This window comes from Bacillus sp. CIS52 (assembly GCF_053545315.1).
In genome coordinates this window covers 1-26,984 of the sequence record NZ_JBIUFR010000007.1, presented here as the reverse complement: position 1 = coordinate 26,984, position 26,984 = coordinate 1, and the positions used below count along the sequence as shown (strand labels likewise).

45 protein-coding genes and 1 pseudogene are annotated in these 26,984 nt (G+C 44.1%); 43 read left to right on the top strand and 3 right to left on the bottom strand.

Annotated features, from left to right (window positions below):
* Positions 1–35: 35 nt before the first annotated feature.
* The 39 genes and pseudogenes from ACH32G_RS18135 (at position 36) to ACH32G_RS17945 (ending at position 21,500) form a co-directional block, all read left to right on the top strand.
* Entirely contained in the window at positions 36–1,001 is a 966-nt protein-coding gene (locus tag ACH32G_RS18135; protein WP_448814671.1) for an alpha/beta fold hydrolase, read from the top strand.
* Between the two features lie 248 nt (positions 1,002–1,249).
* Positions 1,250–1,558, top strand: coding sequence for a 30S ribosomal protein S10 (rpsJ, locus tag ACH32G_RS18130; RefSeq protein ID WP_003156464.1), 309 nt, complete (start codon positions 1,250–1,252; stop codon positions 1,556–1,558).
* Between the two features lie 39 nt (positions 1,559–1,597).
* Complete coding sequence (gene rplC / locus ACH32G_RS18125; protein ID WP_007410402.1) at positions 1,598–2,227, top strand: 50S ribosomal protein L3; 630 nt, start codon at positions 1,598–1,600, stop codon at positions 2,225–2,227.
* 27 nt (positions 2,228–2,254) lie between these two features.
* Entirely contained in the window at positions 2,255–2,878 is a 624-nt protein-coding gene (gene rplD / locus ACH32G_RS18120; protein ID WP_016935901.1) for a 50S ribosomal protein L4, read from the top strand.
* Positions 2,878–3,165, top strand: a complete 288-nt coding sequence (gene rplW / locus ACH32G_RS18115; RefSeq protein WP_003156467.1) for a 50S ribosomal protein L23 — start codon at positions 2,878–2,880, stop codon at positions 3,163–3,165. The genes rplD and rplW overlap by 1 nt, the downstream gene beginning before the upstream one ends.
* Positions 3,166–3,196: 31 nt before the next feature.
* Entirely contained in the window at positions 3,197–4,030 is an 834-nt protein-coding gene (gene rplB / locus ACH32G_RS18110; protein ID WP_003156470.1) for a 50S ribosomal protein L2, read from the top strand.
* A 57-nt stretch (positions 4,031–4,087) separates the two neighbouring features.
* Positions 4,088–4,366 carry a 30S ribosomal protein S19 gene (gene rpsS, locus ACH32G_RS18105; protein ID WP_003156472.1) on the top strand — a complete coding sequence of 93 codons (279 nt, stop codon included), beginning with the start codon at positions 4,088–4,090 and terminating at the stop codon, positions 4,364–4,366.
* A 16-nt stretch (positions 4,367–4,382) separates the two neighbouring features.
* Complete coding sequence (rplV, locus tag ACH32G_RS18100) at positions 4,383–4,724, top strand: 50S ribosomal protein L22 (RefSeq protein ID WP_003156475.1); 342 nt, start codon at positions 4,383–4,385, stop codon at positions 4,722–4,724.
* Positions 4,725–4,727: 3 nt separating this feature from the next.
* Positions 4,728–5,384 (top strand): 30S ribosomal protein S3, encoded by a 657-nt coding sequence (gene rpsC, locus ACH32G_RS18095; protein ID WP_003156476.1) that lies wholly within the window; start codon positions 4,728–4,730, stop codon positions 5,382–5,384.
* A gap of 1 nt (position 5,385) precedes the next feature.
* Positions 5,386–5,820 (top strand): 50S ribosomal protein L16, encoded by a 435-nt coding sequence (gene rplP / locus ACH32G_RS18090; protein WP_003156478.1) that lies wholly within the window; start codon positions 5,386–5,388, stop codon positions 5,818–5,820.
* A complete protein-coding gene (rpmC, locus tag ACH32G_RS18085) occupies positions 5,810–6,010 on the top strand; it encodes a 50S ribosomal protein L29 (protein WP_003156482.1) in 201 nt (66 codons plus the stop codon). Before rplP ends, rpmC begins: the two co-directional genes overlap by 11 nt.
* Before the next feature lie 22 nt (positions 6,011–6,032).
* A complete protein-coding gene (gene rpsQ / locus ACH32G_RS18080) occupies positions 6,033–6,296 on the top strand; it encodes a 30S ribosomal protein S17 (RefSeq protein WP_016935900.1) in 264 nt (87 codons plus the stop codon).
* Between the two features lie 40 nt (positions 6,297–6,336).
* On the top strand, positions 6,337–6,705 hold the full coding sequence (gene rplN, locus ACH32G_RS18075) for a 50S ribosomal protein L14 (protein ID WP_007410404.1): 369 nt from the start codon (positions 6,337–6,339) through the stop codon (positions 6,703–6,705).
* Between the two features lie 36 nt (positions 6,706–6,741).
* Positions 6,742–7,053, top strand: coding sequence for a 50S ribosomal protein L24 (gene rplX, locus ACH32G_RS18070; protein WP_014469620.1), 312 nt, complete (start codon positions 6,742–6,744; stop codon positions 7,051–7,053).
* 26 nt (positions 7,054–7,079) lie between these two features.
* Positions 7,080–7,619, top strand: a complete 540-nt coding sequence (gene rplE, locus ACH32G_RS18065; RefSeq protein ID WP_003156487.1) for a 50S ribosomal protein L5 — start codon at positions 7,080–7,082, stop codon at positions 7,617–7,619.
* Between the two features lie 22 nt (positions 7,620–7,641).
* The gene (gene rpsN / locus ACH32G_RS18060; RefSeq protein WP_003156488.1) at positions 7,642–7,827 is read left to right on the top strand and encodes a 30S ribosomal protein S14; all 186 of its coding nucleotides are present in this window, start codon (positions 7,642–7,644) and stop codon (positions 7,825–7,827) included.
* 31 nt (positions 7,828–7,858) lie between these two features.
* Complete coding sequence (rpsH, locus tag ACH32G_RS18055; protein ID WP_003156489.1) at positions 7,859–8,257, top strand: 30S ribosomal protein S8; 399 nt, start codon at positions 7,859–7,861, stop codon at positions 8,255–8,257.
* Positions 8,258–8,287: 30 nt separating this feature from the next.
* Entirely contained in the window at positions 8,288–8,827 is a 540-nt protein-coding gene (rplF, locus tag ACH32G_RS18050; protein WP_016935899.1) for a 50S ribosomal protein L6, read from the top strand.
* Positions 8,828–8,860: 33 nt separating this feature from the next.
* Positions 8,861–9,223, top strand: coding sequence for a 50S ribosomal protein L18 (rplR, locus tag ACH32G_RS18045; protein WP_013350816.1), 363 nt, complete (start codon positions 8,861–8,863; stop codon positions 9,221–9,223).
* Between the two features lie 24 nt (positions 9,224–9,247).
* Entirely contained in the window at positions 9,248–9,748 is a 501-nt protein-coding gene (rpsE, locus tag ACH32G_RS18040) for a 30S ribosomal protein S5 (protein WP_003328273.1), read from the top strand.
* Positions 9,749–9,761: 13 nt separating this feature from the next.
* The gene (gene rpmD / locus ACH32G_RS18035; protein ID WP_003156497.1) at positions 9,762–9,941 is read left to right on the top strand and encodes a 50S ribosomal protein L30; all 180 of its coding nucleotides are present in this window, start codon (positions 9,762–9,764) and stop codon (positions 9,939–9,941) included.
* A gap of 30 nt (positions 9,942–9,971) precedes the next feature.
* Complete coding sequence (rplO, locus tag ACH32G_RS18030; protein WP_003156499.1) at positions 9,972–10,412, top strand: 50S ribosomal protein L15; 441 nt, start codon at positions 9,972–9,974, stop codon at positions 10,410–10,412.
* A gap of 1 nt (position 10,413) precedes the next feature.
* Positions 10,414–11,709: a preprotein translocase subunit SecY gene (gene secY / locus ACH32G_RS18025; RefSeq protein WP_016935898.1), complete on the top strand. Its 1,296-nt coding sequence runs from the start codon at positions 10,414–10,416 to the stop codon at positions 11,707–11,709.
* Between the two features lie 51 nt (positions 11,710–11,760).
* Complete coding sequence (locus ACH32G_RS18020) at positions 11,761–12,414, top strand: adenylate kinase (protein ID WP_045927001.1); 654 nt, start codon at positions 11,761–11,763, stop codon at positions 12,412–12,414.
* Entirely contained in the window at positions 12,411–13,157 is a 747-nt protein-coding gene (gene map, locus ACH32G_RS18015) for a type I methionyl aminopeptidase (protein ID WP_003156505.1), read from the top strand. Before ACH32G_RS18020 ends, map begins: the two co-directional genes overlap by 4 nt.
* A 64-nt stretch (positions 13,158–13,221) precedes the next feature.
* Positions 13,222–13,504 (top strand): annotated as a pseudogene (locus tag ACH32G_RS18010) (KOW domain-containing RNA-binding protein).
* Entirely contained in the window at positions 13,482–13,700 is a 219-nt protein-coding gene (gene infA / locus ACH32G_RS18005; RefSeq protein WP_003156508.1) for a translation initiation factor IF-1, read from the top strand. Before ACH32G_RS18010 ends, infA begins: the two are co-directional and overlap by 23 nt.
* A gap of 33 nt (positions 13,701–13,733) precedes the next feature.
* Positions 13,734–13,847: a 50S ribosomal protein L36 gene (rpmJ, locus tag ACH32G_RS18000; protein ID WP_003156543.1), complete on the top strand. Its 114-nt coding sequence runs from the start codon at positions 13,734–13,736 to the stop codon at positions 13,845–13,847.
* A gap of 22 nt (positions 13,848–13,869) precedes the next feature.
* Positions 13,870–14,235, top strand: coding sequence for a 30S ribosomal protein S13 (gene rpsM, locus ACH32G_RS17995; RefSeq protein WP_003156545.1), 366 nt, complete (start codon positions 13,870–13,872; stop codon positions 14,233–14,235).
* 20 nt (positions 14,236–14,255) lie between these two features.
* Positions 14,256–14,651 (top strand): 30S ribosomal protein S11, encoded by a 396-nt coding sequence (rpsK, locus tag ACH32G_RS17990; RefSeq protein WP_007410409.1) that lies wholly within the window; start codon positions 14,256–14,258, stop codon positions 14,649–14,651.
* Between the two features lie 176 nt (positions 14,652–14,827).
* Positions 14,828–15,772 (top strand): DNA-directed RNA polymerase subunit alpha, encoded by a 945-nt coding sequence (locus tag ACH32G_RS17985; protein ID WP_003156549.1) that lies wholly within the window; start codon positions 14,828–14,830, stop codon positions 15,770–15,772.
* Positions 15,773–15,849: 77 nt separating this feature from the next.
* Positions 15,850–16,212, top strand: a complete 363-nt coding sequence (gene rplQ / locus ACH32G_RS17980; protein WP_003156550.1) for a 50S ribosomal protein L17 — start codon at positions 15,850–15,852, stop codon at positions 16,210–16,212.
* 131 nt (positions 16,213–16,343) lie between these two features.
* A complete protein-coding gene (locus ACH32G_RS17975) occupies positions 16,344–17,189 on the top strand; it encodes an energy-coupling factor ABC transporter ATP-binding protein (protein ID WP_016935896.1) in 846 nt (281 codons plus the stop codon).
* Complete coding sequence (locus tag ACH32G_RS17970; RefSeq protein WP_045927000.1) at positions 17,165–18,034, top strand: energy-coupling factor ABC transporter ATP-binding protein; 870 nt, start codon at positions 17,165–17,167, stop codon at positions 18,032–18,034. Before ACH32G_RS17975 ends, ACH32G_RS17970 begins: the two co-directional genes overlap by 25 nt.
* Complete coding sequence (locus tag ACH32G_RS17965; RefSeq protein WP_095242180.1) at positions 18,031–18,828, top strand: energy-coupling factor transporter transmembrane component T family protein; 798 nt, start codon at positions 18,031–18,033, stop codon at positions 18,826–18,828. Before ACH32G_RS17970 ends, ACH32G_RS17965 begins: the two co-directional genes overlap by 4 nt.
* 12 nt (positions 18,829–18,840) lie before the next feature.
* Positions 18,841–19,584 carry a tRNA pseudouridine(38-40) synthase TruA gene (gene truA, locus ACH32G_RS17960; protein ID WP_047477891.1) on the top strand — a complete coding sequence of 248 codons (744 nt, stop codon included), beginning with the start codon at positions 18,841–18,843 and terminating at the stop codon, positions 19,582–19,584.
* A gap of 159 nt (positions 19,585–19,743) precedes the next feature.
* Complete coding sequence (gene rplM / locus ACH32G_RS17955) at positions 19,744–20,181, top strand: 50S ribosomal protein L13 (RefSeq protein WP_013350824.1); 438 nt, start codon at positions 19,744–19,746, stop codon at positions 20,179–20,181.
* A 20-nt stretch (positions 20,182–20,201) separates the two neighbouring features.
* Positions 20,202–20,594, top strand: a complete 393-nt coding sequence (rpsI, locus tag ACH32G_RS17950) for a 30S ribosomal protein S9 (RefSeq protein ID WP_003225846.1) — start codon at positions 20,202–20,204, stop codon at positions 20,592–20,594.
* 138 nt (positions 20,595–20,732) lie between these two features.
* Positions 20,733–21,500: a class I SAM-dependent methyltransferase gene (locus tag ACH32G_RS17945; protein WP_198698304.1), complete on the top strand. Its 768-nt coding sequence runs from the start codon at positions 20,733–20,735 to the stop codon at positions 21,498–21,500.
* 40 nt (positions 21,501–21,540) lie between these two features.
* Here the strand turns inward: ACH32G_RS17945 and ACH32G_RS17940 are convergent, their stop codons facing one another.
* Entirely contained in the window at positions 21,541–21,987 is a 447-nt protein-coding gene (locus tag ACH32G_RS17940; protein WP_198698305.1) for a DinB family protein, read from the bottom strand.
* Between the two features lie 131 nt (positions 21,988–22,118).
* Here ACH32G_RS17940 and ACH32G_RS17935 point away from each other — a divergent pair, with 131 nt between their 5' ends.
* The 3 genes from ACH32G_RS17935 to ACH32G_RS17925 all read left to right on the top strand — a co-directional run bounded on the left by ACH32G_RS17935 (position 22,119) and on the right by ACH32G_RS17925 (position 24,468).
* Positions 22,119–22,562: a DUF2521 family protein gene (locus ACH32G_RS17935; protein ID WP_029575198.1), complete on the top strand. Its 444-nt coding sequence runs from the start codon at positions 22,119–22,121 to the stop codon at positions 22,560–22,562.
* A gap of 60 nt (positions 22,563–22,622) precedes the next feature.
* Positions 22,623–23,336, top strand: coding sequence for an N-acetylmuramoyl-L-alanine amidase CwlD (cwlD, locus tag ACH32G_RS17930; protein ID WP_016935889.1), 714 nt, complete (start codon positions 22,623–22,625; stop codon positions 23,334–23,336).
* A 79-nt stretch (positions 23,337–23,415) separates the two neighbouring features.
* Complete coding sequence (locus ACH32G_RS17925) at positions 23,416–24,468, top strand: Mrp/NBP35 family ATP-binding protein (protein WP_047477885.1); 1,053 nt, start codon at positions 23,416–23,418, stop codon at positions 24,466–24,468.
* A gap of 34 nt (positions 24,469–24,502) precedes the next feature.
* Here ACH32G_RS17925 and gerD read toward each other — a convergent pair whose 3' ends face one another.
* Positions 24,503–25,057, bottom strand: coding sequence for a spore germination lipoprotein GerD (gerD, locus tag ACH32G_RS17920; RefSeq protein WP_016935887.1), 555 nt, complete (start codon positions 25,055–25,057; stop codon positions 24,503–24,505).
* 107 nt (positions 25,058–25,164) lie between these two features.
* Between gerD and kbaA the strand changes: the two genes are divergently transcribed.
* Positions 25,165–25,761: a KinB-signaling pathway activation protein gene (gene kbaA, locus ACH32G_RS17915; RefSeq protein ID WP_007410420.1), complete on the top strand. Its 597-nt coding sequence runs from the start codon at positions 25,165–25,167 to the stop codon at positions 25,759–25,761.
* Between the two features lies 1 nt (position 25,762).
* Here the strand turns inward: kbaA and pdaB are convergent, their stop codons facing one another.
* Positions 25,763–26,527, bottom strand: coding sequence for a polysaccharide deacetylase family sporulation protein PdaB (gene pdaB, locus ACH32G_RS17910; protein ID WP_045926996.1), 765 nt, complete (start codon positions 26,525–26,527; stop codon positions 25,763–25,765).
* Positions 26,528–26,984: the final 457 nt, after the last annotated feature.

The following is a 26,984-nucleotide window of genomic DNA, read 5'->3' as shown; positions in this document are numbered from 1 at the left end:
ATAATAGAGATTATACAAATTTTAGGAGCAGAGCGATGAATGATAACTTCAAGACAAACAAACGGATTTCAATGCTTCAGCAATTGCTGATTAACGACAGCGAACAGACCATTATGATTAATGGCGACGACAGGGATAATCCGCTGCTTCTGTTTTTGCACGGCGGCCCCGGCACCCCTCAAATCGGCTATGCGAGAAAGTACCAAAACAAGCTGGAAAAGCATTTCACTGTTGTGAACTGGGATCAGAGAGGGGCGGGACTCTCGTATTCAAAAGATATTCCGGAATCATCTATGACTTTGGATCAGCTGACGGCCGACACCATTCATTTGACCGAACGTTTATGTAAGCAATTCGGCAGGCAAAAAGTATATATCGCAGGCTACTCGTGGGGATCAGTTTTGGCGCTTCACGCTCTCCAAAAGAGATCTGATTTGTATTATGCGTATATCGGTATCAGTCAAGTGGTTAATATTCAAAAAGAGGAAGCAGAAGCTTACCGGCAGCTGACAGCATGGAGCAGGGAGCGTAAACACCGCCTGCTGCAAAAGACGCTGGATTTTATCGGTGTACCTCCATGGAACGGACAGCTGCAGCGGTCGCTGTTTCTGCTTTGTATCGAGATGAAGGGAGGAGGCTTCACCCACAATCCGATCGGCGCTCTAAAAGCAGGCGGACGAATGCTGTTTGGGGAACCGTACGGTGTGAGAGGGAGCTTTTTGGCTGCGCGGGGACAAATGTTCAGCCTGAAACATCTGTGGGAAGATCTCATTTTCTTTGATGCCGGGGAATCAGTTTCTTCTATTGAAATACCATGCTGTTTTATGTCAGGCAAATTCGATTTGACGGTTCCGGGAACGACATCTTACGAATATTATCAGATGGTTGAAGCGCCGTATAAAGAATGGCACTGGTTTGAAAACTCAGCCCATTCGCCTCACTTAGAGGAGCCTGAGCGCTTTGCCGAAGTTGTCAGCCGGTTCGCATCTTTCCATCTCTGAAAGAAAACAGGCATATCCTTGATTAATCAAGACATCACCTGTATAATAATCAAAGTGTGAAAACCACAAGGTTCTTCAAATAAACCTTGCAACATACGTCTATTTTCTGTATAATAGTGTATGTTGGTCTTTGACTGCGATGAAGTGAGAGGTTGCTGACACACCCGGCCGCTTTGCCATGGCAAGGTGATCAGGTTTTTCTCACGGAGAACTGTCTAACGTGATGTAGGCGAAAAGGAGGGAAAATAATGGCAAAACAAAAAATTCGTATTCGTTTAAAAGCATATGATCATAGAATCCTTGATCAATCTGCAGAGAAGATTGTTGAAACGGCAAAACGTTCTGGTGCCAGCGTATCTGGTCCGATTCCGTTGCCAACTGAAAAATCAGTTTACACAATCCTTCGTGCGGTGCACAAATACAAAGATTCTCGTGAGCAATTTGAAATGCGTACACATAAACGTTTAATCGACATTGTGAACCCAACACCACAAACTGTTGATGCTCTCATGCGATTAGACTTACCATCTGGTGTCGATATCGAAATCAAACTTTAATTCAAAAATATAGAATGATCTTAATAGGAGGTGTGACGAATGACCAAAGGAATCTTAGGAAGAAAAATTGGTATGACGCAAGTATTCGCAGAGAACGGTGATCTTATCCCGGTAACTGTTATTGAAGCAGCTCCAAACGTTGTTCTTCAAAAGAAAACAGCTGAAAACGATGGCTATGAAGCGATCCAGCTTGGTTTTGACGATAAGCGTGAAAAGCTTTCAAACAAACCGGAAAAAGGACACGTTGCAAAAGCGGAAACTGCTCCTAAGCGCTTCGTTAAAGAATTACGCGGCGTGGATATGGATGCGTATGAAATTGGTCAGGAAGTCAAGGTTGAAATTTTCTCTGCAGGAGAAATCGTAGATGTAACAGGAGTATCTAAAGGTAAAGGTTTCCAAGGTGCAATCAAGCGCCACGGACAATCTCGCGGACCTATGTCTCACGGTTCACGCTACCACCGCCGTCCTGGTTCAATGGGACCTGTAGATCCTAACCGTGTATTCAAAGGTAAACTATTACCTGGACGCATGGGCGGAGATCAAATCACTGTCCAAAACCTTGAAATCGTAAAAGTTGATGCTGAGCGCAATCTTCTTTTGATTAAAGGTAACGTACCTGGTGCGAGAAAAACTTTAATCACTGTAAAAAGTGCTGTTAAATCTAAATAAGTCTCTTAGGAAAGGAGGAAATTGATCATGCCAAAAGTAGCATTATACAACCAAAACGGTTCTACTGCTGGTGATATCGAATTAAACGCTTCTGTATTTGGAATTGAGCCAAATGAGAGCGTAGTATTCGACGCTATTCTTATGCAAAGAGCTTCCTTACGTCAAGGATCTCACAAAGTAAAAAATCGTTCTGAAGTACGCGGCGGAGGTCGCAAACCATGGCGTCAAAAAGGTACAGGTCGTGCCCGTCAAGGTTCAATCCGTTCACCGCAATGGCGCGGAGGTGGTGTCGTATTCGGCCCAACACCACGCAGCTATTCTTACAAATTACCTAAAAAAGTTCGCCGCTTGGCAATCAAATCAGTATTGTCTTCTAAAGTGAACGACAACAACATTATTGTTCTTGAAGATCTTACTCTTGATACGGTTAAAACAAAAGAAATGACAGCTATCCTTAAAGGATTGTCTGTTGAGAAAAAAGCTTTAATCGTAACTGCGGATGCAAACGAAGCAGTATCTCTTTCTGCACGCAACATCCCTGGAGTTACAGTTGTTCAAGCTAACGGAATCAACGTGTTAGACGTTGTCAACCACGAGAAGCTTCTGATTACAAAAGCTGCGGTTGAAAAAGTAGAGGAGGTGCTTGCATAATGAAAGATCCTCGTGATGTTCTTAAGCGCCCCGTCATTACTGAACGTTCTGCTGATTTAATGACTGAAAAGAAATATACTTTTGAAGTTGATGTAAGAGCTAATAAAACAGAAGTGAAAGATGCAGTTGAAAGTATCTTTGGAGTGAAAGTTGACAAAGTCAACATCATGAACTACAAAGGGAAATCAAAACGTGTCGGCCGCTATACTGGTATGACTAGCCGTCGCAGAAAAGCGATCGTAAAACTTACTGCAGACAGCAAAGAAATCGAAATTTTTGAAGCTTAATTATCTGTAAAAAGAAGGAGGGAAATTCAAAATGGCGATTAAAAAGTATAAACCGACCTCTAACGGACGTCGTGGCATGACAACTTCAGATTTTGCTGAAATCACGACTGACCAGCCGGAAAAATCCTTGCTTGCTCCCCTTCACAAAAAAGGCGGACGTAACAACCAAGGTAAATTGACTGTACGTCACCAAGGTGGCGGACACAAACGCCAATACCGTGTTATCGACTTCAAACGCGATAAAGATGGTATACCTGGACGCGTTGCTACAGTTGAATACGATCCAAACCGTTCAGCTAACATCGCACTAATCAACTATGTAGACGGAGAAAAACGTTACATTCTTGCACCAAAAGGAATTCAAGTAGGTACTGAAATCATGTCCGGCCCTGAAGCTGACATCAAAGTAGGTAACGCACTTCCACTTATCAACATCCCTGTTGGTACTGTTGTGCATAACATTGAATTAAAACCTGGCAAAGGCGGACAGCTTGTACGTTCAGCTGGTACATCTGCTCAGGTTCTTGGTAAAGAAGGCAAATACGTTCTTGTACGTCTTAACTCTGGTGAAGTTCGCATGATCCTTTCTGCTTGCCGTGCTTCTATCGGTCAAGTAGGTAACGAGCAGCACGAACTTATCAACGTTGGTAAAGCAGGACGCTCTCGCTGGAAAGGCATCCGCCCTACAGTCCGCGGTTCTGTAATGAACCCTAACGATCACCCGCACGGTGGTGGTGAAGGTCGCGCGCCAATCGGACGTAAATCACCAATGTCTCCTTGGGGCAAACCGACTCTTGGATTCAAGACACGTAAGAAAAAGAACAAATCTGATAAATTTATCGTACGTCGTCGTAAAAATAAATAACGGGGTTGTCTACGGTTCATTTCGGACCGTAGTGCAATCACGAAGGGAGGTTCCAAAATGGCTCGCAGCTTGAAAAAAGGACCATTTGTCGATGGACACTTGATGACAAAAATCGAGAAATTAAATGAAACGGACAAGAAACAAGTTGTAAAAACTTGGTCTCGCCGTTCAACTATTTTCCCACAATTTATCGGTCACACAATCGCAGTATATGACGGACGTAAACACGTGCCTGTATTCATTTCTGAAGACATGGTAGGCCACAAGTTGGGCGAATTCGCACCGACTCGTACTTACAAAGGCCACGCCAGTGACGATAAAAAAACAAGACGCTAAGAGAGGAGGCTTTTAAATGCAAGCTAAAGCTGTTGCAAGAACAGTCCGTATTGCTCCTCGTAAAGCACGTCTAGTAATGGACCTGATTCGAGGTAAGCAAGTAGGCGAAGCAGTATCTATCTTGAACCTAACACCGAGAGCTGCTTCTCCAATCATCGAAAAAGTTTTAAAATCTGCTATCGCAAATGCTGAGCACAACTACGAGATGGACGCTAACAATCTGGTTATTTCTCAGGCATTTGTTGACGAAGGCCCAACGTTAAAAAGATTCCGCCCGCGTGCTATGGGACGTGCGAGCCAAATCAACAAACGTACGAGCCACATTACAATCGTTGTATCAGAAAAGAAGGAGGGATAAGTAGTGGGTCAAAAGGTAAATCCAGTCGGTCTTCGTATCGGAGTCATTCGTGATTGGGAATCTAAGTGGTACGCTGGTAAAGATTACGCTGACTTCCTGCACGAAGATTTAAAAATTCGTGAATTCATTAGCAAACGCCTTTCTGACGCTTCTGTTTCTAAAGTAGAAATCGAGCGCGCAGCAAACCGCGTTAACATTACGATCCACACTGCTAAGCCTGGTATGGTAATCGGTAAAGGCGGATCTGAAGTTGAAGCACTTCGTAAAGCCCTTAACAGCCTAACTGGCAAGCGTGTACACATTAACATTCTTGAAATCAAAAGAGCAGATCTTGATGCTCAGCTTGTAGCTGACAACATCGCTCGTCAACTAGAAAACCGTATTTCTTTCCGCCGTGCGCAGAAACAACAAATCCAACGCACTATGCGTGCTGGAGCACAAGGTGTGAAAACAATGGTTTCCGGCCGTCTTGGCGGAGCTGACATCGCTCGTTCTGAATACTACAGTGAAGGAACTGTTCCATTGCACACTTTACGTGCTGACATCGACTATGCAACATCTGAAGCTGACACAACTTACGGTAAGCTCGGTGTAAAAGTCTGGATCTATCGTGGAGAGGTTCTTCCTACTAAGAAGAAAACTGAGGAAGGAGGAAAATAATATGTTATTACCAAAACGCGTTAAATATCGCAGAGAGCATCGCGGAAAAATGCGCGGTCGCGCTAAAGGCGGTACTGAAGTACATTTTGGTGAGTACGGTATCCAGGCTCTTGAAGCTTCTTGGATCACGAACCGCCAAATCGAAGCTGCACGTATTGCGATGACTCGTTACATGAAACGTGGCGGTAAAGTTTGGATTAAAATTTTCCCTTCAAAACCTTACACTGCTAAACCGCTTGAGGTACGGATGGGTTCCGGTAAAGGGGCTCCTGAAGGCTGGGTAGCTGTTGTAAAACCGGGCAAAGTTTTATTTGAGATTTCTGGTGTGTCTGAAGAGGTAGCTCGTGAAGCGCTTCGTCTTGCATCTCACAAATTGCCAATTAAAACGAAGTTCGTAAAACGTGAAGAAATTGGTGGTGAATCAAATGAAAGCTAATGAAATTCGTGACCTTACCACTGCTGAAATTGAACAAAAAGTAAAGTCTCTTAAAGAAGAACTTTTCAATCTTCGCTTTCAATTAGCGACAGGACAACTTGAAAATACTGCTCGCATTCGTGAAGTGCGCAAAGCTATCGCGCGCATGAAAACTGTGATTCGTGAAAGAGAAATTGCTGCTAACAAATAATCACTGAGGGGAGGTCGTGAGCATGAGCGAACGTAACCAACGCAAGGTTTACCAAGGCCGTGTTGTTTCTGACAAAATGGATAAAACCATCACTGTTGTTGTTGAAACATACAAAAAGGATCCTATTTACGGTAAACGCGTAAAATACTCAAAGAAATTAAAAGCACATGATGAAAATAATCAAGCTAAAATCGGAGACATCGTAAAGATCATGGAAACTCGTCCATTATCTGCAACTAAACGTTTTCGTCTAGTAGAAGTTGTCGAAGAAGCTGTTATTATCTAATAAAGTTCGGAATTCTTTTTCCGAAGGGAGGTAACAAATAATGATTCAACAAGAGACTCGTTTAAAAGTTGCTGACAACTCCGGTGCGCGTGAGGTACTTACTATTAAAGTTCTTGGCGGTTCTGGACGTAAAACGGCTAACATTGGTGATGTAATTGTTTGCACGGTTAAACAAGCAACACCAGGAGGCGTTGTCAAAAAAGGTGAAGTCGTAAGAGCTGTTATCGTTCGCACAAAAAGCGGAGCACGCAGAACTGACGGATCATACATCAGCTTCGATGAGAATGCATGTGTTATCATCCGTGACGACAAGAGCCCGCGTGGAACTCGTATCTTCGGACCGGTTGCTCGTGAATTACGTGAAAACAACTTCATGAAAATTGTTTCTCTGGCTCCAGAAGTTATCTAATGAAATAAATGCCTTACTCAAGGAGGTGCGATCAGGATGCATGTGAAAAAAGGCGATAAAGTTATGGTTATCTCTGGTAAAGATAAAGGCAAACAAGGTACGATCCTTGCTGCTTTCCCTAAAAAGGACCGCGTTCTAGTTGAGGGCGTAAACATGGTGAAGAAACACTCTAAACCGACTCAAACAAACCCTCAAGGCGGTATTTCTAATCAAGAGGCGCCAATTCATGTATCAAACGTTATGCCGCTCGATCCTAAAACAGGTGAAGTGACTCGCGTAGGATACAAAGTGGAAGATGGCAAAAAAGTTCGTATTGCTAAAAAATCTGGGCAAGTTTTAGATAAATAGTAATTAAAGGAAGGGAGGTCTATCTCATGAACCGCCTTAAAGAAAAGTACAATAAAGAAATTTCACCTGCTTTAATGACGAAGTTCAACTACGACTCTGTTATGCAGGTGCCGAAAATCGAAAAAATCGTAATCAACATGGGTGTTGGTGATGCTGTTCAAAATGCGAAAGCAATTGACAGTGCTGTTGAAGAATTAACGTTTATCGCAGGTCAAAAACCTGTCGTTACTCGTGCGAAGAAATCAATTGCTGGATTCCGTCTTCGTGAGGGAATGCCTATCGGTGCGAAAGTAACTCTTCGCGGAGAGCGCATGTATGATTTCCTTGATAAACTTATTTCTGTATCTTTACCGCGTGTACGTGACTTCCGCGGGATTTCTAAGAAATCTTTCGACGGTCGCGGAAACTACACTCTTGGTATCAAAGAACAGTTAATCTTCCCTGAAATTGACTACGATAAAGTAACAAAGGTTCGCGGAATGGACATCGTTATCGTAACGACTGCTAACTCTGACGAAGAGGCTCGTGAGCTATTAACTCAAGTAGGTATGCCGTTCCAGAAATAATCAATGAAAGGGAGGCGAAATCGTGGCTAAAAAGTCAATGATTGCGAAACAACAACGTACACCAAAGTTTAAAGTGCAAGAGTACACTCGCTGTGAACGCTGCGGACGTCCGCACTCAGTCATTCGTAAATTTAAACTTTGCCGTATTTGTTTCCGTGAGCTTGCATATAAAGGACAAATTCCTGGCGTGAAAAAAGCCAGCTGGTAATCCCCAAGAATGGGAAGGAGGTAATTATATAATGGTTATGACAGATCCAATTGCAGATATGCTGACTCGTATTCGCAATGCAAACATGGTACGTCATGAGAAGCTTGAAATTCCTGCTTCTAAATTGAAAAGAGAAATTGCTGACATTTTAAAGCGTGAAGGTTTCATTCGTGACGTTGAGTTCGTAGAAGACAGCAAACAAGGTATCATCCGCGTTTTCTTGAAATACGGACAAAACAACGAGCGCGTTATCACTGGTCTTAAAAGAATCAGCAAACCAGGTTTGCGTGTATACGCTAAATCAAATGAAGTACCTCGCGTACTTAACGGTCTTGGAATCGCGATTATTTCTACATCACAAGGTGTTTTAACGGACAAAGAAGCCCGTGCAAAACAAGCTGGTGGAGAAGTTCTAGCATACGTTTGGTAAGAAGTTTAACAAGAATGGAGGTGTTTTAGTATGTCTCGTGTAGGTAAAAAACTGCTTGAGATTCCTTCTGGAGTTACAGTAACGCTGAACGAAGGCAACACTGTATCTGTAAAAGGACCAAAAGGAGAATTAACTCGTACTTTCCATCCTGATATGGAAATCAAAATTGAGGACAACGTGCTTACAGTCACTCGTCCATCTGATCATAAAGAGCACCGTGCATTGCATGGTACGACTCGCAGTCTGCTTGGAAACATGGTTGAAGGCGTATCTAAAGGATTTGAAAGAGGTTTGGAATTAGTCGGTGTCGGTTATCGTGCGGCTAAATCCGGTAACAAACTTGTTTTAAACGTTGGATACTCTCACCCTGTTGAGATGGTTCCTGAAGAGGGCATCGAAATCGAAGTTCCTTCTCAAACGAAAGTAGTTGTAAAAGGTACAGACAAAGAGCGTGTAGGAGCTACTGCTGCTAACATCCGCGCTGTACGTTCTCCAGAGCCTTACAAAGGTAAAGGAATTCGCTACGAAGGTGAAGTTGTTCGCCGTAAAGAAGGTAAATCTGCTAAGTAAGACCGCTTAAAGTGAAGAAAGGAGTGACCAAGGATGATTACGAAAACTAGCAAAAATGCTGCTCGTCAAAAAAGACATGCTCGTGTTCGTGCTAAACTTTCAGGCACAGCTGAAAGACCTCGTCTGAATGTGTTCCGTTCAAACAAACACATTTATGCTCAAATCATCGATGATGTAAATGGCGTTACACTTGTTAGTGCCTCTACTCTCGACAAAGATTTGAACGTGGAAAGCACTGGTGACAGCGCTGCTGCTGCTAAAGTCGGTGAACTCGTTGCGAAACGCGCTTCTGAGAAAGGTGTTTCTGACGTAGTATTTGACCGCGGCGGATACTTATACCATGGACGTGTAAAAGCTCTGGCCGATGCAGCTCGTGAAGCCGGACTGAAATTTTAATAAAAAAAGGAGGGACACATGATTATGCGTCGTATTGACCCAAGCAAATTAGAGTTAGAAGAACGCTTAGTTACGGTTAACCGCGTAGCGAAAGTTGTTAAAGGTGGTCGTCGTTTCCGTTTCGCAGCTCTAGTCGTTGTCGGTGACAAAAACGGTCACGTAGGTTTCGGTACTGGTAAAGCACAAGAAGTACCTGAAGCAATCCGCAAAGCTGTTGAAGATGCGAAAAAGAATTTGATTGAAGTACCAATGGTTGGAACTACGATTCCACACGAAATCATCGGACGTTTCGGTGCAGGCAATATCTTGTTGAAACCTGCTTCTGAAGGTACTGGAGTTATCGCTGGAGGCCCTGTACGTGCGGTACTTGAGCTTGCTGGCGTTGCTGATATCCTTTCTAAGTCTTTAGGTTCTAACACACCGATCAACATGATCCGTGCAACACTTCAAGGTTTAAGTGAGCTTAAACGTGCCGAAGATGTTGCGAAGCTTCGTGGAAAATCTGTAGAAGAACTGTTAGGATAAGGAGGGAACATTAATGGCTAAATTAGAAATTACCCTCAAACGCAGTGTAATCGGTCGCCCGGAAGATCAGCGCGTTACTGTCAGAACACTTGGTTTAAAGAAAACGAACCAAACTGTCGTTCATGAAGATAACGCTGCGATCCGCGGTATGATTAATAAAGTATCTCATCTAGTTTCTGTTAAAGAACAATAAAAATAAATTATAGGCTAAGGAGGTGTCCTAATGAAACTTCATGAATTAAAGCCTTCAGAAGGTTCACGCAAAGTGCGCAATCGCGTAGGTCGTGGTATTGGTTCTGGTAACGGTAAAACAGCTGGTAAAGGTCACAAAGGTCAAAACGCTCGTTCCGGCGGCGGTGTGCGCCCTGGATTCGAGGGGGGACAAATGCCTTTATTCCAACGTCTTCCTAAGCGTGGTTTTACAAACATCAACCGTAAGGAATACGCTATTGTGAACGTAGACAAATTGAACGGTTTTGCGGAAGGAACGGAAGTCACTCCTGAACTTCTTCTTGAGACTGGTGTTATTAGCAAACTAAATGCAGGAGTAAAGATTCTTGGCAACGGTAAATTAGAGAAAAAATTAACTGTAAAAGCCAATAAATTCTCTGCTTCTGCGAAAGAAGCTGTTGAAGCTGCTGGCGGTACAGCTGAGGTGATCTAACTTGTTTAAGACAATCTCCAACTTTATGCGTGTGAGTGATATTCGGAATAAAATCATTTTCACATTACTCATGCTTATCGTCTTTCGCATAGGTGCGTTTATCCCTGTGCCATATGTTAATGCTCAGGCGTTGCAGACACAAAGTTCGATGGGGGTTTTTGATCTCCTTAATACATTTGGCGGCGGTGCGCTTTATCAGTTCTCCATCTTTGCGATGGGAATTACGCCTTACATCACTGCTTCGATCATCATTCAGCTGCTTCAGATGGATGTTGTGCCGAAGTTTACCGAGTGGTCTAAGCAAGGTGAAGTCGGCCGCCGTAAATTAGCTCAGTTCACGAGATATTCTACGATTGTGCTTGGTTTTATCCAGGCATTAGGTATGTCTTACGGGTTTAACAACCTGGCAAATGGTATGCTGATTGAGAAATCCGGCATATCGACATATCTGATTATTGCTTTAGTACTCACTGGAGGAACTGCTTTTTTAATGTGGCTGGGAGAACAAATTACTTCCAATGGAGTAGGAAACGGAATTTCGATCATCATCTTCGCGGGGATTGTGGCTAGTATTCCGAAAACTGTTGGGCAGATTTATGAGACTCAATTTGTCGGCAGCAGCGATCAGCTGTTTATTCATATTGTAAAAATCGCCTTACTGGTGATTGCGATTTTGGCCGTAATTGTTGGTGTTATTTTCATTCAGCAGGCCGTACGCAAAATCGCGATTCAATATGCAAAAGGGCAAGGTCGTTCACCTGCTGGCGGAGGCCAGTCAACTCACCTTCCGCTTAAAGTGAATCCGGCAGGGGTTATTCCGGTAATCTTTGCGGTTGCGTTTCTTATAACGCCGCGTACTATCGCGTCATTTTTCGGAACAAACGATGTGACAAAGTGGATTCAAGCCAACTTTGACAATACACATCCGGTGGGCATGACGGTTTATGTCGCATTAATTATCGCCTTTACGTACTTCTATGCTTTTGTGCAGGTAAACCCTGAACAAATGGCAGATAACCTTAAAAAACAGGGTGGCTATATCCCGGGGGTTCGTCCAGGGAAAATGACTCAAGATAGAATTACGAGCATTTTGTATCGACTTACGTTTGTGGGTTCTATATTCTTAGCCGTGATTTCCATTCTTCCTATCTTTTTCATTCAATTCGCTGGATTGCCTCAAAGTGCACAGATTGGCGGAACATCTTTGTTAATTGTCGTGGGGGTAGCCTTGGAGACAATGAAGCAGCTGGAGAGCCAGTTAGTGAAACGTAATTACCGAGGATTTATGAAAAATTAGAGGACTGGTTTTAACCATTCCTCTAAATAAGAGAGGACGGGGGAAATCCGAATGAACTTAGTCTTAATGGGACTTCCTGGAGCCGGTAAAGGCACACAGGGAGAACGAATTGTTGAGGATTATGGGATACCTCATATCTCAACGGGAGATATGTTCCGTGCTGCTATGAAAGAAGAAACACCACTCGGACTCGAAGCAAAGTCTTATATCGATAAAGGCGAGCTCGTACCGGACGAAGTCACAATCGGCATTGTCAAAGAAAGACTCGGCAAAGATGATTGTGAAAGAGGTTTTCTTCTGGACGGATTTCCGCGAACAGTCGCTCAGGCTGAAGCTCTTGAAAACATTCTTGAGGAATACGGCAAGCCGATTGATTATGTCATCAACATTAAAGTAGACAAAGACTCTTTAATGGAACGTTTGACTGGACGCAGAATTTGCAGTGTTTGCGGTACAACCTATCATTTGGTTTTCAATCCGCCGAAAACGCCGGGTGTTTGTGATAAAGACGGAGGAGACCTTTATCAACGGGCAGATGATAATGAGGAAACCGTCTCAAAACGGCTTGAGGTCAACATGAAGCAGACTCAGCCTTTACTGGATTTTTATTCCGGGAAAGGGTATCTTGTCAACGTCAATGGCCAGCAGGACATTAATGACGTGTACAAAGATGTGAAAGAGCTTCTTGGAGGATTGAGCAAATGATTATCTGTAAGACCCCTCGTGAGCTTAGCATCATGCGGGAAGCAGGGCGAATCGTGGCTTTGACTCATGAAGAGATGAAAAAGCACATTAAACCAGGAATCTCGACAAAAGAATTGGATCAAATTGCCGAACGTTTTATTGAGAAGCAGGGTGCAATCCCATCTTTTAAGGGGTATAATGGGTTTCGCGGGAGCATTTGTGTATCAGTTAATGAAGAACTCGTTCACGGAATTCCCGGTAAAAGGGTTTTGCGTGACGGTGACATTATCAGCATTGATATCGGTGCTAAATTAAATGGTTATCATGGTGACTCTGCTTGGACATATCCGGTAGGAAACATCAGTGATGATGATAAACGACTGCTGGAAGTGACAGAGGAGTCTTTATATAAAGGCTTGAAGGAAGCAAAACCAGGTGAACGTTTGTCGAATATTTCCCACGCAATACAAACGTATGTCGAAAATGAGCAGTTTTCAGTTGTTAGGGAGTATGTCGGACATGGTGTTGGTCAAGACTTGCATGAGGATCCGCAAATTCCTCATTACGGTCCGCCAAACAAAGGACCTAGGCTGAAGCCTGGTATGGTTCTCGCTATAGAACCGATGGTTAACGCTGGCAGCCGGTATGTGAAAACATTGGCTGATAACTGGACGGTTGTAACGGTAGATGGGAAAAAGTGTGCTCATTTTGAACATACGATTGCGATTACGGAAACGGGTTTTGATATACTGACAAAAGTCTAGATGATGAAATGAATTCCGTGACACATGTTTTTCATTCCGCACCTGGGCAGATTGTAGGTTTACAATTGGTCGGAGGAAAAACCGGCTAGCTGCTGTTATCGGAATGACGATTCATCATCATGTACTAAAGCAGACGGAGAAAAGCGTACATTTCATTCTCCTTAGAAAAAGAATATCAATCATTCACCCTTTATGATTGCGTATCTCCGGAAGTTCAGAACAGTATAAACGAAACAGGGCGTGTGACAAACGGATAACTGAGATTTTCTCTTTTGAAATTTGTCAGAGAGCAAGTTACTGATTTGAAGAAGGGAGAACACTTGAATGGCGAAAGACGATGTAATTGAAGTGGAAGGTACGATAGTCGAAACTCTGCCAAACGCGATGTTCAAAGTTGAACTCGAAAATGGCCATACGGTTTTGGCTCACGTATCTGGTAAAATCCGCATGCACTTCATTCGCATTTTACCTGGAGACAAAGTTACGGTAGAATTATCTCCATATGACTTAACTCGTGGCAGGATTACGTACCGTTACAAATAAAGCACTCCGGAAACTGAAGGAGGTTGGAAACACATGAAAGTGAGACCATCAGTTAAACCAATCTGCGAGAAATGTAAAGTTATTCGCAGAAAAGGAAAAGTAATGGTGATCTGTGAAAATCCAAAGCATAAACAAAAACAAGGATAATTAATAAGGAGGTGCCCAGAGAATGGCTCGTATTGCTGGTGTAGATATCCCACGTGACAAACGTGTTGTTATTTCTTTAACATATGTCTTCGGAATTGGCCGCACAACGGCTCAGCAAGTCTTGAAAGAGGCTGGTGTTTCTGAAGATACTCGTGTGCGTGATCTTACTGAAGAAGAACTTGGTAAAATCCGTGATGTTATTGACAAACTGAAAGTAGAAGGTGACCTTCGCCGTGAAGTTTCTCTTAACATCAAGCGTCTGATCGAAATCGGAAGCTACCGCGGAATCCGCCATCGCAGAGGTTTGCCTGTTCGCGGACAAAACTCTAAAAACAATGCGCGTACTCGTAAAGGTCCGCGTCGTACTGTAGCTAACAAGAAAAAATAAGTAAGGGAGGTACCTAAACAATGGCTGCTGCTCGTAAACAAAACACGCGTAAACGTCGCGTGAAAAAGAATATTGAGTCAGGAATCGCTCATATTCGTTCAACTTTCAATAACACGATCGTTACGATCACTGATACTCATGGTAATGCTCTTTCTTGGTCAAGTGCCGGAGCTCTAGGATTCAGAGGTTCTCGTAAATCTACTCCTTTTGCTGCGCAAATGGCTGCTGAAACAGCTGCTAAAGGTTCAATCGAACACGGACTTAAAACTCTTGAAGTAACTGTTAAAGGACCAGGTTCTGGCCGTGAAGCTGCAATCCGCGCTTTACAAGCTGCCGGACTTGAAGTTACAGCTATCAGAGACGTAACTCCTGTTCCTCATAATGGATGCCGTCCACCAAAACGTCGCCGCGTGTAATTTGTTTGTATAGATTTTGTGTCCCTGTCAATAATGGGTTATGATACAGTTATTTATGAAACGAATGCACCGACTCGTTGCCTGAGCACATACGGGACTAAACAATGGGGAATTTCGGATGGAATCTCATATGATTCTATTCGAGGTTTCGACGTTTTGAAGGAGGGTTTTAAGTAATGATCGAGATTGAAAAACCAAAAATCGAAACGGTTGAAATCAGCGACGATGCCAAATTTGGTAAGTTTGTCGTAGAGCCGCTTGAGCGTGGATATGGTACAACTCTGGGTAACTCCTTACGTCGTATCCTCTTATCCTCACTCCCTGGTGCCGCTGTAACATCGATCCAGATAGATGGTGTACTGCACGAATTCTCGACAATCGAAGGCGTTGTGGAAGATGTTACAACGATAATCTTGCACATTAAAAAGCTTGCATTGAAAATCTACTCTGATGAAGAGAAGACGCTCGAAATTGATGTACAGGGTGAAGGAACTGTCACAGCAGCTGATATTACACACGACAGCGATGTTGAAATCCTTAATCCGGATCTTCATATCGCGACTCTTGGTGAGAATGCGAGTTTCCGAGTTCGCCTTACTGCACAGAGAGGACGTGGGTATACACCTGCTGATTCGAACAAAAGAGACGATCAGCCAATCGGCGTGATTCCGATCGATTCAATCTTTACGCCAGTTTCTCGTTTATCTTATCAGGTAGAAAACACTCGTGTAGGCCAGGTTGCAAACTATGACAAACTTACACTTGATGTTTGGACTGACGGAAGCACTGGACCGAAGGAAGCAATTGCTCTCGGTTCTAAGATTTTAACTGAACACCTTAATATATTCGTTGGTTTAACTGACGAAGCTCAGCATGCTGAAATCATGGTTGAAAAAGAAGAGGATCAAAAAGAAAAAGTTCTTGAAATGACGATTGAGGAACTTGATCTTTCTGTCCGTTCTTACAACTGCTTGAAGCGTGCGGGCATTAACACGGTTCAAGAACTTGCGAACAAGACGGAAGAAGATATGATGAAAGTTCGCAACCTGGGACGCAAATCACTTGAAGAAGTGAAAGCGAAACTAGAAGAACTTGGACTCGGCCTTCGCAAAGACGATTGATCTAGTTTCCATGTGAACTAGGATTTTCGTGTGTTTTTTATTTAGAAACAGCATTCCATTAAAGGAGGGGACATCACATGTCATACAGAAAACTAGGACGTACGAGTTCACAGCGTAAAGCTATGCTTCGTGATCTTACAACAGATTTGATCATCAACGAAAGAATTGAAACAACTGAAACACGTGCGAAAGAACTTCGCTCTGTTGTTGAAAAGATGATCACTCTTGGTAAGCGCGGTGACTTGCATGCTCGTCGTCAAGCTGCTGCATACATTCGCAACGAGGTTGCAAATGAAGAAAATAACCAAGATGCACTTCAAAAATTATTCTCTGACATTGCAACTCGTTACGAGGAGCGCCAAGGCGGATACACACGTATTATGAAGCTTGGTCCTCGCCGTGGTGACGGTGCACCAATGGCAATCATCGAATTGGTTTAATCACATATTTTTGTGTATCTAAAGAAGGGCGGGACAGTTTCTAACTGGATCTATGCCCTTTTTTTAGATACCAGAACTTTTTATTATGAGACAGAAAAGCAGAGCTATAGCTGAGAGGAGGCCAGGCACCCGTGGATCAAAAACAGCTTATATCCGTAAAAGACATCTTATTTCGATACCGCAAAGATGCAGAAAGACCGGCGCTGGACGGTGTGAGTCTGGAGGTATACGAAGGAGAATGGCTTGCTATCGTAGGCCACAATGGTTCAGGGAAGTCGACTTTGGCCAGAGCGCTGAACGGACTGATTTTGCCTGAGGCCGGAGATATTGAAGTCGGCGGCATCAAACTGACTGAAGATACCGTGTGGGATGTGCGAAAAAAAATAGGGATGGTCTTTCAGAATCCCGATAACCAATTTGTCGGAACAACGGTTCGCGATGATGTGGCTTTTGGTTTAGAAAACAATGGTGTTCCGCGCGAAGAAATGATCGAGAGAGTAGATTGGGCTGTCAAACAAGTCAATATGCAGGATTTTCTTGATCAAGAGCCGCACCATCTCTCCGGAGGTCAAAAACAAAGAGTGGCGATCGCAGGGATTATTGCTGCGCGTCCTGATATTATGATTTTGGATGAAGCGACATCCATGCTTGACCCGATCGGGAGAGAAGAAGTCCTTGATACTGTCAGACGCTTAAAAGATCAGGGCACGGCCACCGTCATTTCGATTACACATGACCTGGAAGAAGCCGCAAGGGCGGACAGAATCATTGTAATGAACGGCGGCAGGAAGTATGCAGAAGGCCCGCCTGAAGAGATCTTTAAATTAAATGAAGACTTGGTTCGCATCGGTCTTGATTTGCCTTTCTCATTCCAGCTCAGCCTGCTTTTGAAAGAAAGCGGACTGGCGTTAACGAAAAACCATCTGACTCAGGAAGGGCTGGTGAATGAGCTGTGGACATTAAAATCAAAGATGTAGAACATCGCTATCAAATGAAGACACCGTTTGAACGGCTTGCTCTGTATGATATCAATGCCGTGATAAAAGAGGGCAGCTATGTGGCCGTCATCGGACATACAGGGTCGGGCAAATCGACGCTCTTACAGCATTTAAACGGTTTGCTGAGACCTACTAAAGGACAGCTGGAACTCGGCAGCACGATTTTGGCAGCCGGTAAAAAGAATAAAAATCTTAAGACTTTGCGAAAAAAAGTCGGAATCGTTTTCCAATTTCCCGAACATCAGCTGTTTGAGGAGACTGTGCTGAAGGACATCTCATTCGGACCGATGAATTTCGGTGTGAAAAAAGAAGACGCTGAACGAAAGGCGAAAGAGATGCTGGAGCTTGTGGGCCTCCCGGAAGACATTTTGGATCGTTCGCCGTTTGAGCTCAGCGGCGGTCAGATGCGCAGAGTGGCGATTGCCGGCGTTCTCGCGATGGAGCCGGAAGTGCTGGTTTTGGATGAACCGACGGCCGGCCTTGATCCCAGAGGGCGCCAGGACATTATGGACATGTTCTATGCGCTTCATAAGCGTGGGAACCTGACTACCGTTCTCGTCACCCACAGTATGGAGGATGCCGCCCGCTATGCCGACGAGATGATCGTCATGCACAAAGGAACCATTAAAGCGACGGGAAGTCCGCGCGACTTGTTTGCAAAAGGTGAAGAGATGGCCGAAATGGGCCTGGATCTTCCTGAATCGGTGAAGTTTCAGAGACGGCTTGAGGCGGCTCTCGGCGTCAAGTATGAGAAACCCATGCTGACCCTGCAGGATGCCGCCAGCGAAATTAAGGCTTTCTTTCAGGAGGAAAAGGACCAATGATGGACAGCATGATTATCGGAAAGTATGTCCCCGGTTCATCGCTTATTCACCGATTGGACCCGCGAACAAAACTTGTCAGCATCTTTCTTTTTGTATGTATCGTCTTTTTGGCAAACAACGTGCAGACGTACGCTTTGCTCGGTTTATTTACATTCGGGGTGATCGCCTTAACGCAAGTGCCTTTCAGCTTTTTACTGAAGGGGCTTAAGCCGATTATCTGGATTGTGGCGTTTACGTTTTTACTACACATCTTCATGACGCATGAAGGGTCTGTCATTTTTCAGCTTGGCTGGTTTAAAGTGTATGAGGGCGGACTTGTACAGGGGATTTTTATCTCTCTCCGTTTCGTCTACCTCATCTTTATGACGACGCTGCTGACGCTGACGACAACGCCGATTGAAATAACGGATGGAATGGAGCAGCTCTTGAATCCATTTAAAAAGGTGAAGCTGCCCGTACACGAACTCGCGTTGATGATGTCGATTTCGCTGCGCTTTATCCCGACGCTGATGGAGGAGACGGATAAGATCATGAAGGCGCAAATGGCGAGGGGGGCGGATTTTACAAGCGGCCCGGTGAAAGACAGAATCAAAGCTGTTGTTCCGCTGCTTGTTCCGCTGTTTGTCAGCGCCTTTAAACGCGCGGAAGAGCTCGCGGTCGCCATGGAGGCGAGAGGCTACCAGGGTGGTGAGGGGAGAACGAAATACAGAAAGCTTGTCTGGACCGGCAAGGATACCGGAGCTATTCTGCTCATCATCGTATTAGCCGTATTATTGTTTTTCTTAAGAAGTTAGAGGTGCTGCTGAATGAGAATGAAATGTACCATTGCTTATGACGGGCATTTGTTTAACGGATATCAGGTTCAGCCTGGAAAACGGACCGTTCAAAGTGAATTGGAAAAGGCGCTCGCCGTTATTCACAAAACGGACGGCAGGGTGCCTGTCATCTCATCGGGCCGCACTGACAGCGATGTTCATGCTGCCGGGCAGGTCATTCATTTTGATACGCCGCTGTCCATTCCGGCTGAAAAATGGCCGTTTGCGCTCAATGCCCTGCTGCCTGATGATATTGCCGTCAAAACAGCAGAGATTGCGGATGATGGGTTCCATGCACGATTTAGCGCAGTCCAAAAGGAATATCGCTACTTTGTATATACGGAGAAACACCCGGACGTATTTAAACGACATTACGCTTACCATTTTGCATATCAGCTTAATGTGCAGAAAATGAGGGAAGCTTCAAGGCACCTCATCGGGACACATGATTTCACAAGTTTTTGCGCGGCTGATACCGCGGTTCAGGATAAAGTCAGAACAGTTTACGAACTGGATTGGACTGAGACCGGAGACGGCCTGCAAATGCGGATCACCGGAAACGGATTTCTGTATAATATGGTCAGAATCATTGCCGGAACGTTATTGGACACAGGAACTGGAAAATTTTCTCCTGATGATGTAAAAGCAATGCTGGAAGCGAAGGATCGCGAAGCCGCGGGGCGCACCGCACCGGGGCACGGGCTGTATTTATGGCGCGTCTGCTATGACAACTAAACCAGGTGTAACATTTTCTTGACAGAGTCTGCATAAAGTTATAAGATATCATATGGTATGTATTTCAACCCCACGATAAGCCCCGGAACTTATTGTGTTGTGAAATAGAACGTAACAGAAGTTTATTGAAAATGACAGATCATTTAGGAGGGAAATTCAATGCGTACAACACCTATGGCTAACGCAAGTACTATTGAACGCAAGTGGTTAGTTGTTGATGCTGCTGGCAAGACTCTAGGACGTCTTTCTACAGAAGTTGCATCTATCCTTCGCGGAAAACACAAACCGACTTATACACCGCACGTTGATACAGGAGATCATGTGATCATCATCAACGCTGAAAAAATCGAGTTAACTGGTAAAAAGTTAACTGATAAAATCTACTACCGTCACACAATGCACCCAGGCGGTCTGAAATCAAGAACTGCTCTTGAAATGCGTACAAACTACCCTGAGAAAATGCTTGAGCTTGCTATCAAAGGCATGCTTCCAAAAGGTTCTCTAGGTCGTCAAATGTTCAAAAAATTGAACGTATACCGTGGTTCTGAGCATCCACACCAAGCACAACAACCTGAAGTTTACGAACTTCGCGGTTAATTAAAAAGGAGGTTACCAATTTGGCACAGGTTCAATATTACGGTACTGGCCGTCGTAAAAGTTCTGTAGCGCGTGTGCGCTTAGTTCCAGGAGAAGGTCGTATCGTCGTTAATAATCGTGAAATCAGCGAGCACATTCCATCTCCAGCTCTAATCGAAGATATCAAACAACCATTAACTTTAACTGAAACAGCTGGTACTTATGATGTTTTAGTAAACGTACATGGAGGCGGCTTATCTGGTCAAGCTGGAGCAATCCGTCATGGTATCGCTCGTGCTTTGCTTGAAGCAGATCCAGAATACCGTGCAACACTTAAACGTGCTGGTCTTCTGACTCGTGACGCTCGTATGAAAGAACGTAAAAAATACGGTCTTAAAGGCGCTCGTCGTGCACCTCAGTTCTCAAAACGTTAATCGTTTTGGATTGCAAAAACCACAACTTCTTGGTTGTGGTTTTTTTGTATTTTTTTCTCATATCGAAGAGGTTATCCAATGTTTTTCTAGAATTGTTTTGTTATACTCTATTCATTACCAATAAGGAGCGCAGTTATAATGAATCAGTTAGCCATACATAACAGCAAGGCATGGGATAAAAAAGTCGAAACGGGCAATGAATGGACGGTTGCGGTTGATTCCCATACGATTGGTGAAGCGAAAAAAGGCAATTGGAGCATCAGAATGACCCCCGCAAAAGGCGTGCCGGAGGATTGGTTCCCATCCATAGACGGTTTGAAGGTTCTTTGTCTCGCTTCAGGAGGAGGACAGCAAGGCCCGGTGCTGGCTGCTGCAGGTGCTGATGTCACCGTCTTTGACAATTCGGAAAAGCAGCTTGCGCAAGACAGAATGGTTGCCGAACGGGATCACCTTACACTTCGGACTGTCAAAGGCAGCATGAATGATCTGAGCTGTTTTGATGATGAGTCATTTGATTTTATCGTGCATCCGGTATCGAATTGCTTTGTTGATTCAGTTCTTCCGGTATGGAAAGAAGCCTATCGCGTATTAAAAAAGGGCGGATCGTTAGTCTCCGGTTTTGTAAATCCCGTCGTGTTCTTATTTGATATGGATTTAGAGCAGGAGGGCGTCCTAAAAGTAAAGTATTCCATTCCGTTTTCGGATGAAAAAGATCTGAGCAAGAAAAAAGTACAGGAACTCATTGAGAATCATGAAGCATTTGAATTCGGCCATACGTTAGAGGATCAAATTAAAGGCCAGATTGACGCAGGCTTCATGGTTGCGGGCTTTTATGAGGACAAGGGCGGCCTCGTTCTGGATGAATACATTAATACATACTCCGTAACAAGAAGCATCAAAATATAAAAACAGCATCCCGTCACCGGTGCTGTTTTTTTGCGGCTTTTTACTGCGGACGGCTGATCACATTAGCTGAAACCGGTTCTATTCCAATTTCTCTGGTCCAAACCGATAGTTGTCCCATATGGTGAATCTCATGCGCAAGGATGTGGCGGAGAATATCGTCTTTATGAAAGGTTTGGTCCATCCAGCCCGGCTTAACAAGATCCGTTCCTTTGCCGGAGACCGCTTGAATGACATCCTCCCGATACTGTTCAGAGAGCTTCCGGAGATCCTGTATGCTGGCATAATCAGACTCAGCAGGCAAAACATCAGCTTTACCTAAAATGGCACGAGCCCAGCTGATCTCGACATCAATGATATGAAATAAAGTCCGCAAGATGCTCTCCATTCCGCCCGTCCGGGATTTCGTCAGTTCCTCTCGGCTCAGCTTCTCACATATCGCAAACCACTCATCACGCACCGTCCAATTGTATTGAAACAGCTTTTTCATAACGTCACCTCTGCTCTTTATTCTCCCAGTTAACATGAAACCCCTTCATTTGGGAGGATTTCCACTATCAACAAAGCATGCTTTTTCCTTATTCCTTTCAAAATAACAGTAAAAAGGAGAGTGAAATGGCAATGGCAGAGGTTTTATCTTTTTCAGACGTGAAACGGCAGAAGGATTATGAGCTTGAGAAAAATTTACTCAAGGAGCTGTCACTGACGCAAATCATTCAATCCGTAAAAGCGTGTCTTACCCCCTTGTTTCCCTTTTTTCAGGACGAAAACGGCATTCTCAGTGAAGGATGCATAGATTTTGCAATAGAAGCGTATTTATTAGGCGGCCGGTTCGGCGTCTTTGGCTATTATGGCGAGTCCCTGCAGAGGGCAAACGCGCGTTCGGCTGAAGAAGAGGAAGAACTGACGGTCGATTTTTTTGAATATCTTTGCAATTGGACGCATGAGCAATACTCTTCAGTAGAACAAAAAGAAATCTATGAAGCGTCCTGCCGGTTTATCAACAGCTGGTGGACGGAAGGATTCCTGCAAAGAGAAAAACAATGTAAGCTCCGCATGAGGTAATCATAATTTCTTCCCTTGTCCCATACTTATTAATAACGGGGACAAGCGGGAGGGAAAAGTATGAGAAAAAAACTGAAATGGCTCGGTTTTTTACTTGGCTTTATCATATTATTATGTTTATTCCGGTTTCAATTTCATAATGATGATTCCTGGCGGCCGTGGAGCCTGCCGCTGAGCGGGAAAATCATCTATCTCGATCCGGGACACGGCGGACCGGACGGCGGCGCTACGGGAGGCAGTCATCTTGAAAAAGATATTACTCTTGAGGTGGCCTCCAGGGTGAGAGACTATTTACAGGAGCAAGGGGCTTTGGTCATCATGACGCGGGAGACGGATACCGACTTGGCGCCTGAAGGGACGAAAGGCTACAGCAGACGCAAAGCGGAAGACCTTAGAAAGCGTGTGGAACTCATCAACCGTTCAGAGGCGGAGCTTTATATCAGCATTCATTTGAACGCCATACCGTCACCGAGATGGAGCGGCGCCCAAAGTTTCTACTATGGAAAATACGAAGAGAATGAAAAAGTGGCAAAGTATATACAAGATGAACTGAGAATTAACCTGGAGAATACGACGAGAAAGGCGAAACGGATACACGGCATATATTTAATGCAGAATGTAACCAAACCGGGCGCGCTGGTGGAGATCGGATTTTTATCCAATCCGGCAGAAGCGAAGAGGCTCGGCCAGCCTAAATATCAGGATATCATCGCTTCTTCCGTGTATAAGGGCGTATTGAGATACTTCACAGAGAAAGGCGACCCTCCCGAGTAAGGAGGGTTTTTCGCCGATTCTATAATTAATATATGGTATAATACCATTTGTAAACGAATACACAAAGGGTGAGGGTTCGATGATAAGAGAAGATGAAGTAAGAAATATAATCGGAAAAATGCGCGAACCTTTTCTTCATAGACCGCTGGGAGAATTGGATGCCGTTAAGGAAGTAAAGATCAAGCCGGAAAAACGGCATGTCAGTGTGAAAATTGCATTGGCAAAAACGGGGACGGCTGAGCAAATGAGCATTCAGCAGGAAATGGTATCCGTTCTGAAAGAAGCAGGAGCGGAAACTGTCGGTCTTCGGTTTGAAGAGCTGCCGGAAGAGACATTGGCGAAATTCAGCCAGCCGGCGTCTGAAAGCGAAACCCTGCTGAATAGGAAACATCCGCCGGTCTTTCTGGCAGTGGCAAGCGGAAAAGGCGGAGTCGGCAAATCAACGGTTTCCGTCAATCTGGCCATTTCTCTTGCTCGGCTCGGCAAAAAAGTCGGTCTGATCGATGCGGATATATACGGATTCAGCGTGCCTGACATGATGGGTATTACAGTTCGTCCTACAGTAGAAGGAGAAAAACTGCTTCCTGTCGAAAGATTTGGAGTAAAGGTCATGTCTATGGGCTTTTTCGTCGAAGAGAACGCTCCGGTTGTTTGGAGAGGGCCTATGCTCGGTAAGATGCTGAACAACTTCTTCCATGAGGTTGACTGGGGAGAGGTTGACTATATCGTTCTCGATCTGCCGCCGGGTACGGGTGATGTTGCGCTCGATGTACACACGATGCTTCCGAGCTGCAAAGAGATTATCGTATCAACGCCGCACCCTACGGCTGCATTTGTAGCGGCGAGAGCGGGTTCTATGGCGATTAAGACAGATCATGAAGTGGTAGGGGTCATTGAAAATATGGCTTACTATGAAAGTGCAAAAACCGGCGAGAAAGAATACGTGTTCGGCCAAGGCGGAGGGGATAAGCTTGCAGAGGAATTGCAGGTGCCGCTGCTTGGCAGAATTCCTTTAAAACAGCCTGATTGGGACAAAGACCAGTTTGCGCCTTCTGTTTATGACAGAAGCCATCCGATCGGAGAAATTTATATGGGGATCGCCCAAAAAGTTATTGAAAAAACAGCTGAATAAAAAAGGGGCCGGGATCAAACGGCCCGGCCTTTTATTAGCTTTCTTTTTCTGAGCTTGAAGCCGCTTTTTTCAGTTCATCCTCAAATTGCTTTTTGAAAAGCGGGCTGGAAAGTGTCTCTGTAATCACATCTTCTAAGTAACTGCGGAATTTTTGGCTTTTCACCAGCTCGTAGTATTTTTTATCCATGCCGGGGTCCTGCATGATCTGCATAAAACTTTTCTGATAATCAGGGTCTTTCATCAGTTTTTTTATGATTTTTTCGTGCTCGGGCTGAAGTGTCTTTGCAAAGCTCTCGGCGAACTTTGAGTCTTCAAAGATGGTTTTCCAGAACTCCGCCCCTTTTTTAGAGGTGAGGGTTTTCTCTATTGTGCCTTTAATGGCATTCTGATCAATCACCAATGCCTCATTCATCGCATCGTCATTTAATATTTCCTTAATTGCTTTTTTTCCATCATCTGTTTTTAATATATCGACAACCATTTTTTTAGTCTGGTCATAATCCATATCCGCTGCTTGGTCTTTTGGAGCGCAAGCTGTTACAGATAATACAACAAAACAGCTTATCAATAGCGTTTTGGCTTTTGACATGCGTAAGCTCCTTCCTTACTTGTTCTTACTTTTAATATGATTCACCAGAATGGATTTATACATAACAAAATATCGCTGAACGCGATTGTCAGGGGGATGAATAAGAGATGAAAAGCCGCGGGCTTGTTCGATTTTTCTTTTCGATTTTAGCTGTGGGCGCTCTTATTACAAGCGTCGTGGGATTTGCACTGAAGTGGGGGGAGTACAAGGGGTTCTTTCTGAATTTTGAGGCCGGTCAGATTTTCTCCGTTCTGATCTGGTTTATCGGAGTAGGCATGATCTTCAGTGTGATCAGTCAAATGGGATTTTTCGTATTTTTGACAGTGCACCGTTTTGCCCTTGAAATCCTCAGATCAAGCTCGCTTTGGAATCTGCTTCAGCTGTTTATCATTCTGTTTGTTGCTTTTGATTTAATGTATGTGAGATTTTTGTTTTTTGGTGAGCGGGATGACTCGATTGCAGGGTTTGTCTGGCTTCCGCTTGCTCTTCTTGCCGTCGGCCTGTTGACGGCATATATAAAACAAAAGCAGTCCTCAAAAAATACGTTCGTTTCATCGTTATTTTTAATGGTCGTAATTACAGCGCTTGAATGGGTTCCTGCGTTAAGGGTGAATAATGAGGACTGGCTTTATTTGATGCTGATTCCGCTGATGGGCTGCAACGCATTTCAGCTGTTAATGCTGCCGAAGTTTGCCCAGAGGTAGCCTATTTCACTTCTGATGACTTGACGTCAGTATTTGCGATCAGATCACCGACAGTCACGTTTTTAAGACCCTTTTGTTTTAAATTGTGAATGATGGCGGGGAGCGCTTCTTCGGTTTGCGTTGCTGAATCAGAGGCGTGCAGCAGAACAATGTCGCCGCCTTTTATATGACTGTTTACATTTTCAATGATTTTATCAGGGCCGGGATTTCTCCAATCCTGTGAGTTAATGCTGTAATGAACCACTGAATAGTGGTACTGCTGTGCAATGGTAAGAACCTTTTTATTAAATTGTCCGGTCGGCGGGCGGAGTAAATGAACATTCTTCACACCCATCTTCTTAAATGCTGTCTGGGCTCTGAGGATATCCTTCTTGATGTCTTGATCCTCTAGACTGGTATAGTTCTTATACGCATAGCCCATGCTTCCGATTTGATGCCCGTCTTTAATCATACGTTCGACTGTGTCCGGGTGCCGTTCCGCCCAAGAAGCTGACAGAAAAAAAGTGGCGTTTTTAATGCCGTTTGCCTTCAGCGCGTTCAGAATCGGAACCGCCTTTTCATCACCCCAGCTGATATCGAATGTTAATGCCACTTCGTCTGATTTCGTCTCCCCTTTAGAAATCGCTTTTGGACCGTTATCAGTCAAAAATACAGGAAGGGGGACAGCTCTCTGTATATAAAAAAAGCTGGCTGCTGCAAATGCGGCAATAATAATAATAAGCAGCTGTTTTATCCTTTTGATGTGCCACACGTAGAAGTGGTTCACTGATGACGCCTCCTTATCTTGTCCATGCTTGATTACATCGTATGCTGTAGCGGAGATGAATATAACGAATTATAGTTTTAAAAAAAGATGAAAAAAACACTTGCTATATTTAGCGGATGCATGGTATATTATTATTCGTCGCTGATGAACAGCAGACAAAATAAAAAGCTTCGAAAACGACTTGAAAAAAGTTGTTGACATAAAAGAAGCTGAGTGGTAAGATAATAAAGCTGCTTCAACAAGCGGTAATGATCTTTGAAAACTAAACAAGACAAAACGTACCTGTTAATTCAAAGTTTTAAATAAATCGCACAGCGATGTGCGTAGTCAGTCAAACTAAGGTCTGCACGATGCAGATCACACAGACGTTACTGCAGGATGCAGTGAACTTAGTCTGTGATCCATTTATCGGAGAGTTTGATCCTGGCTCAGGACGAACGCTGGCGGCGTGCCTAAT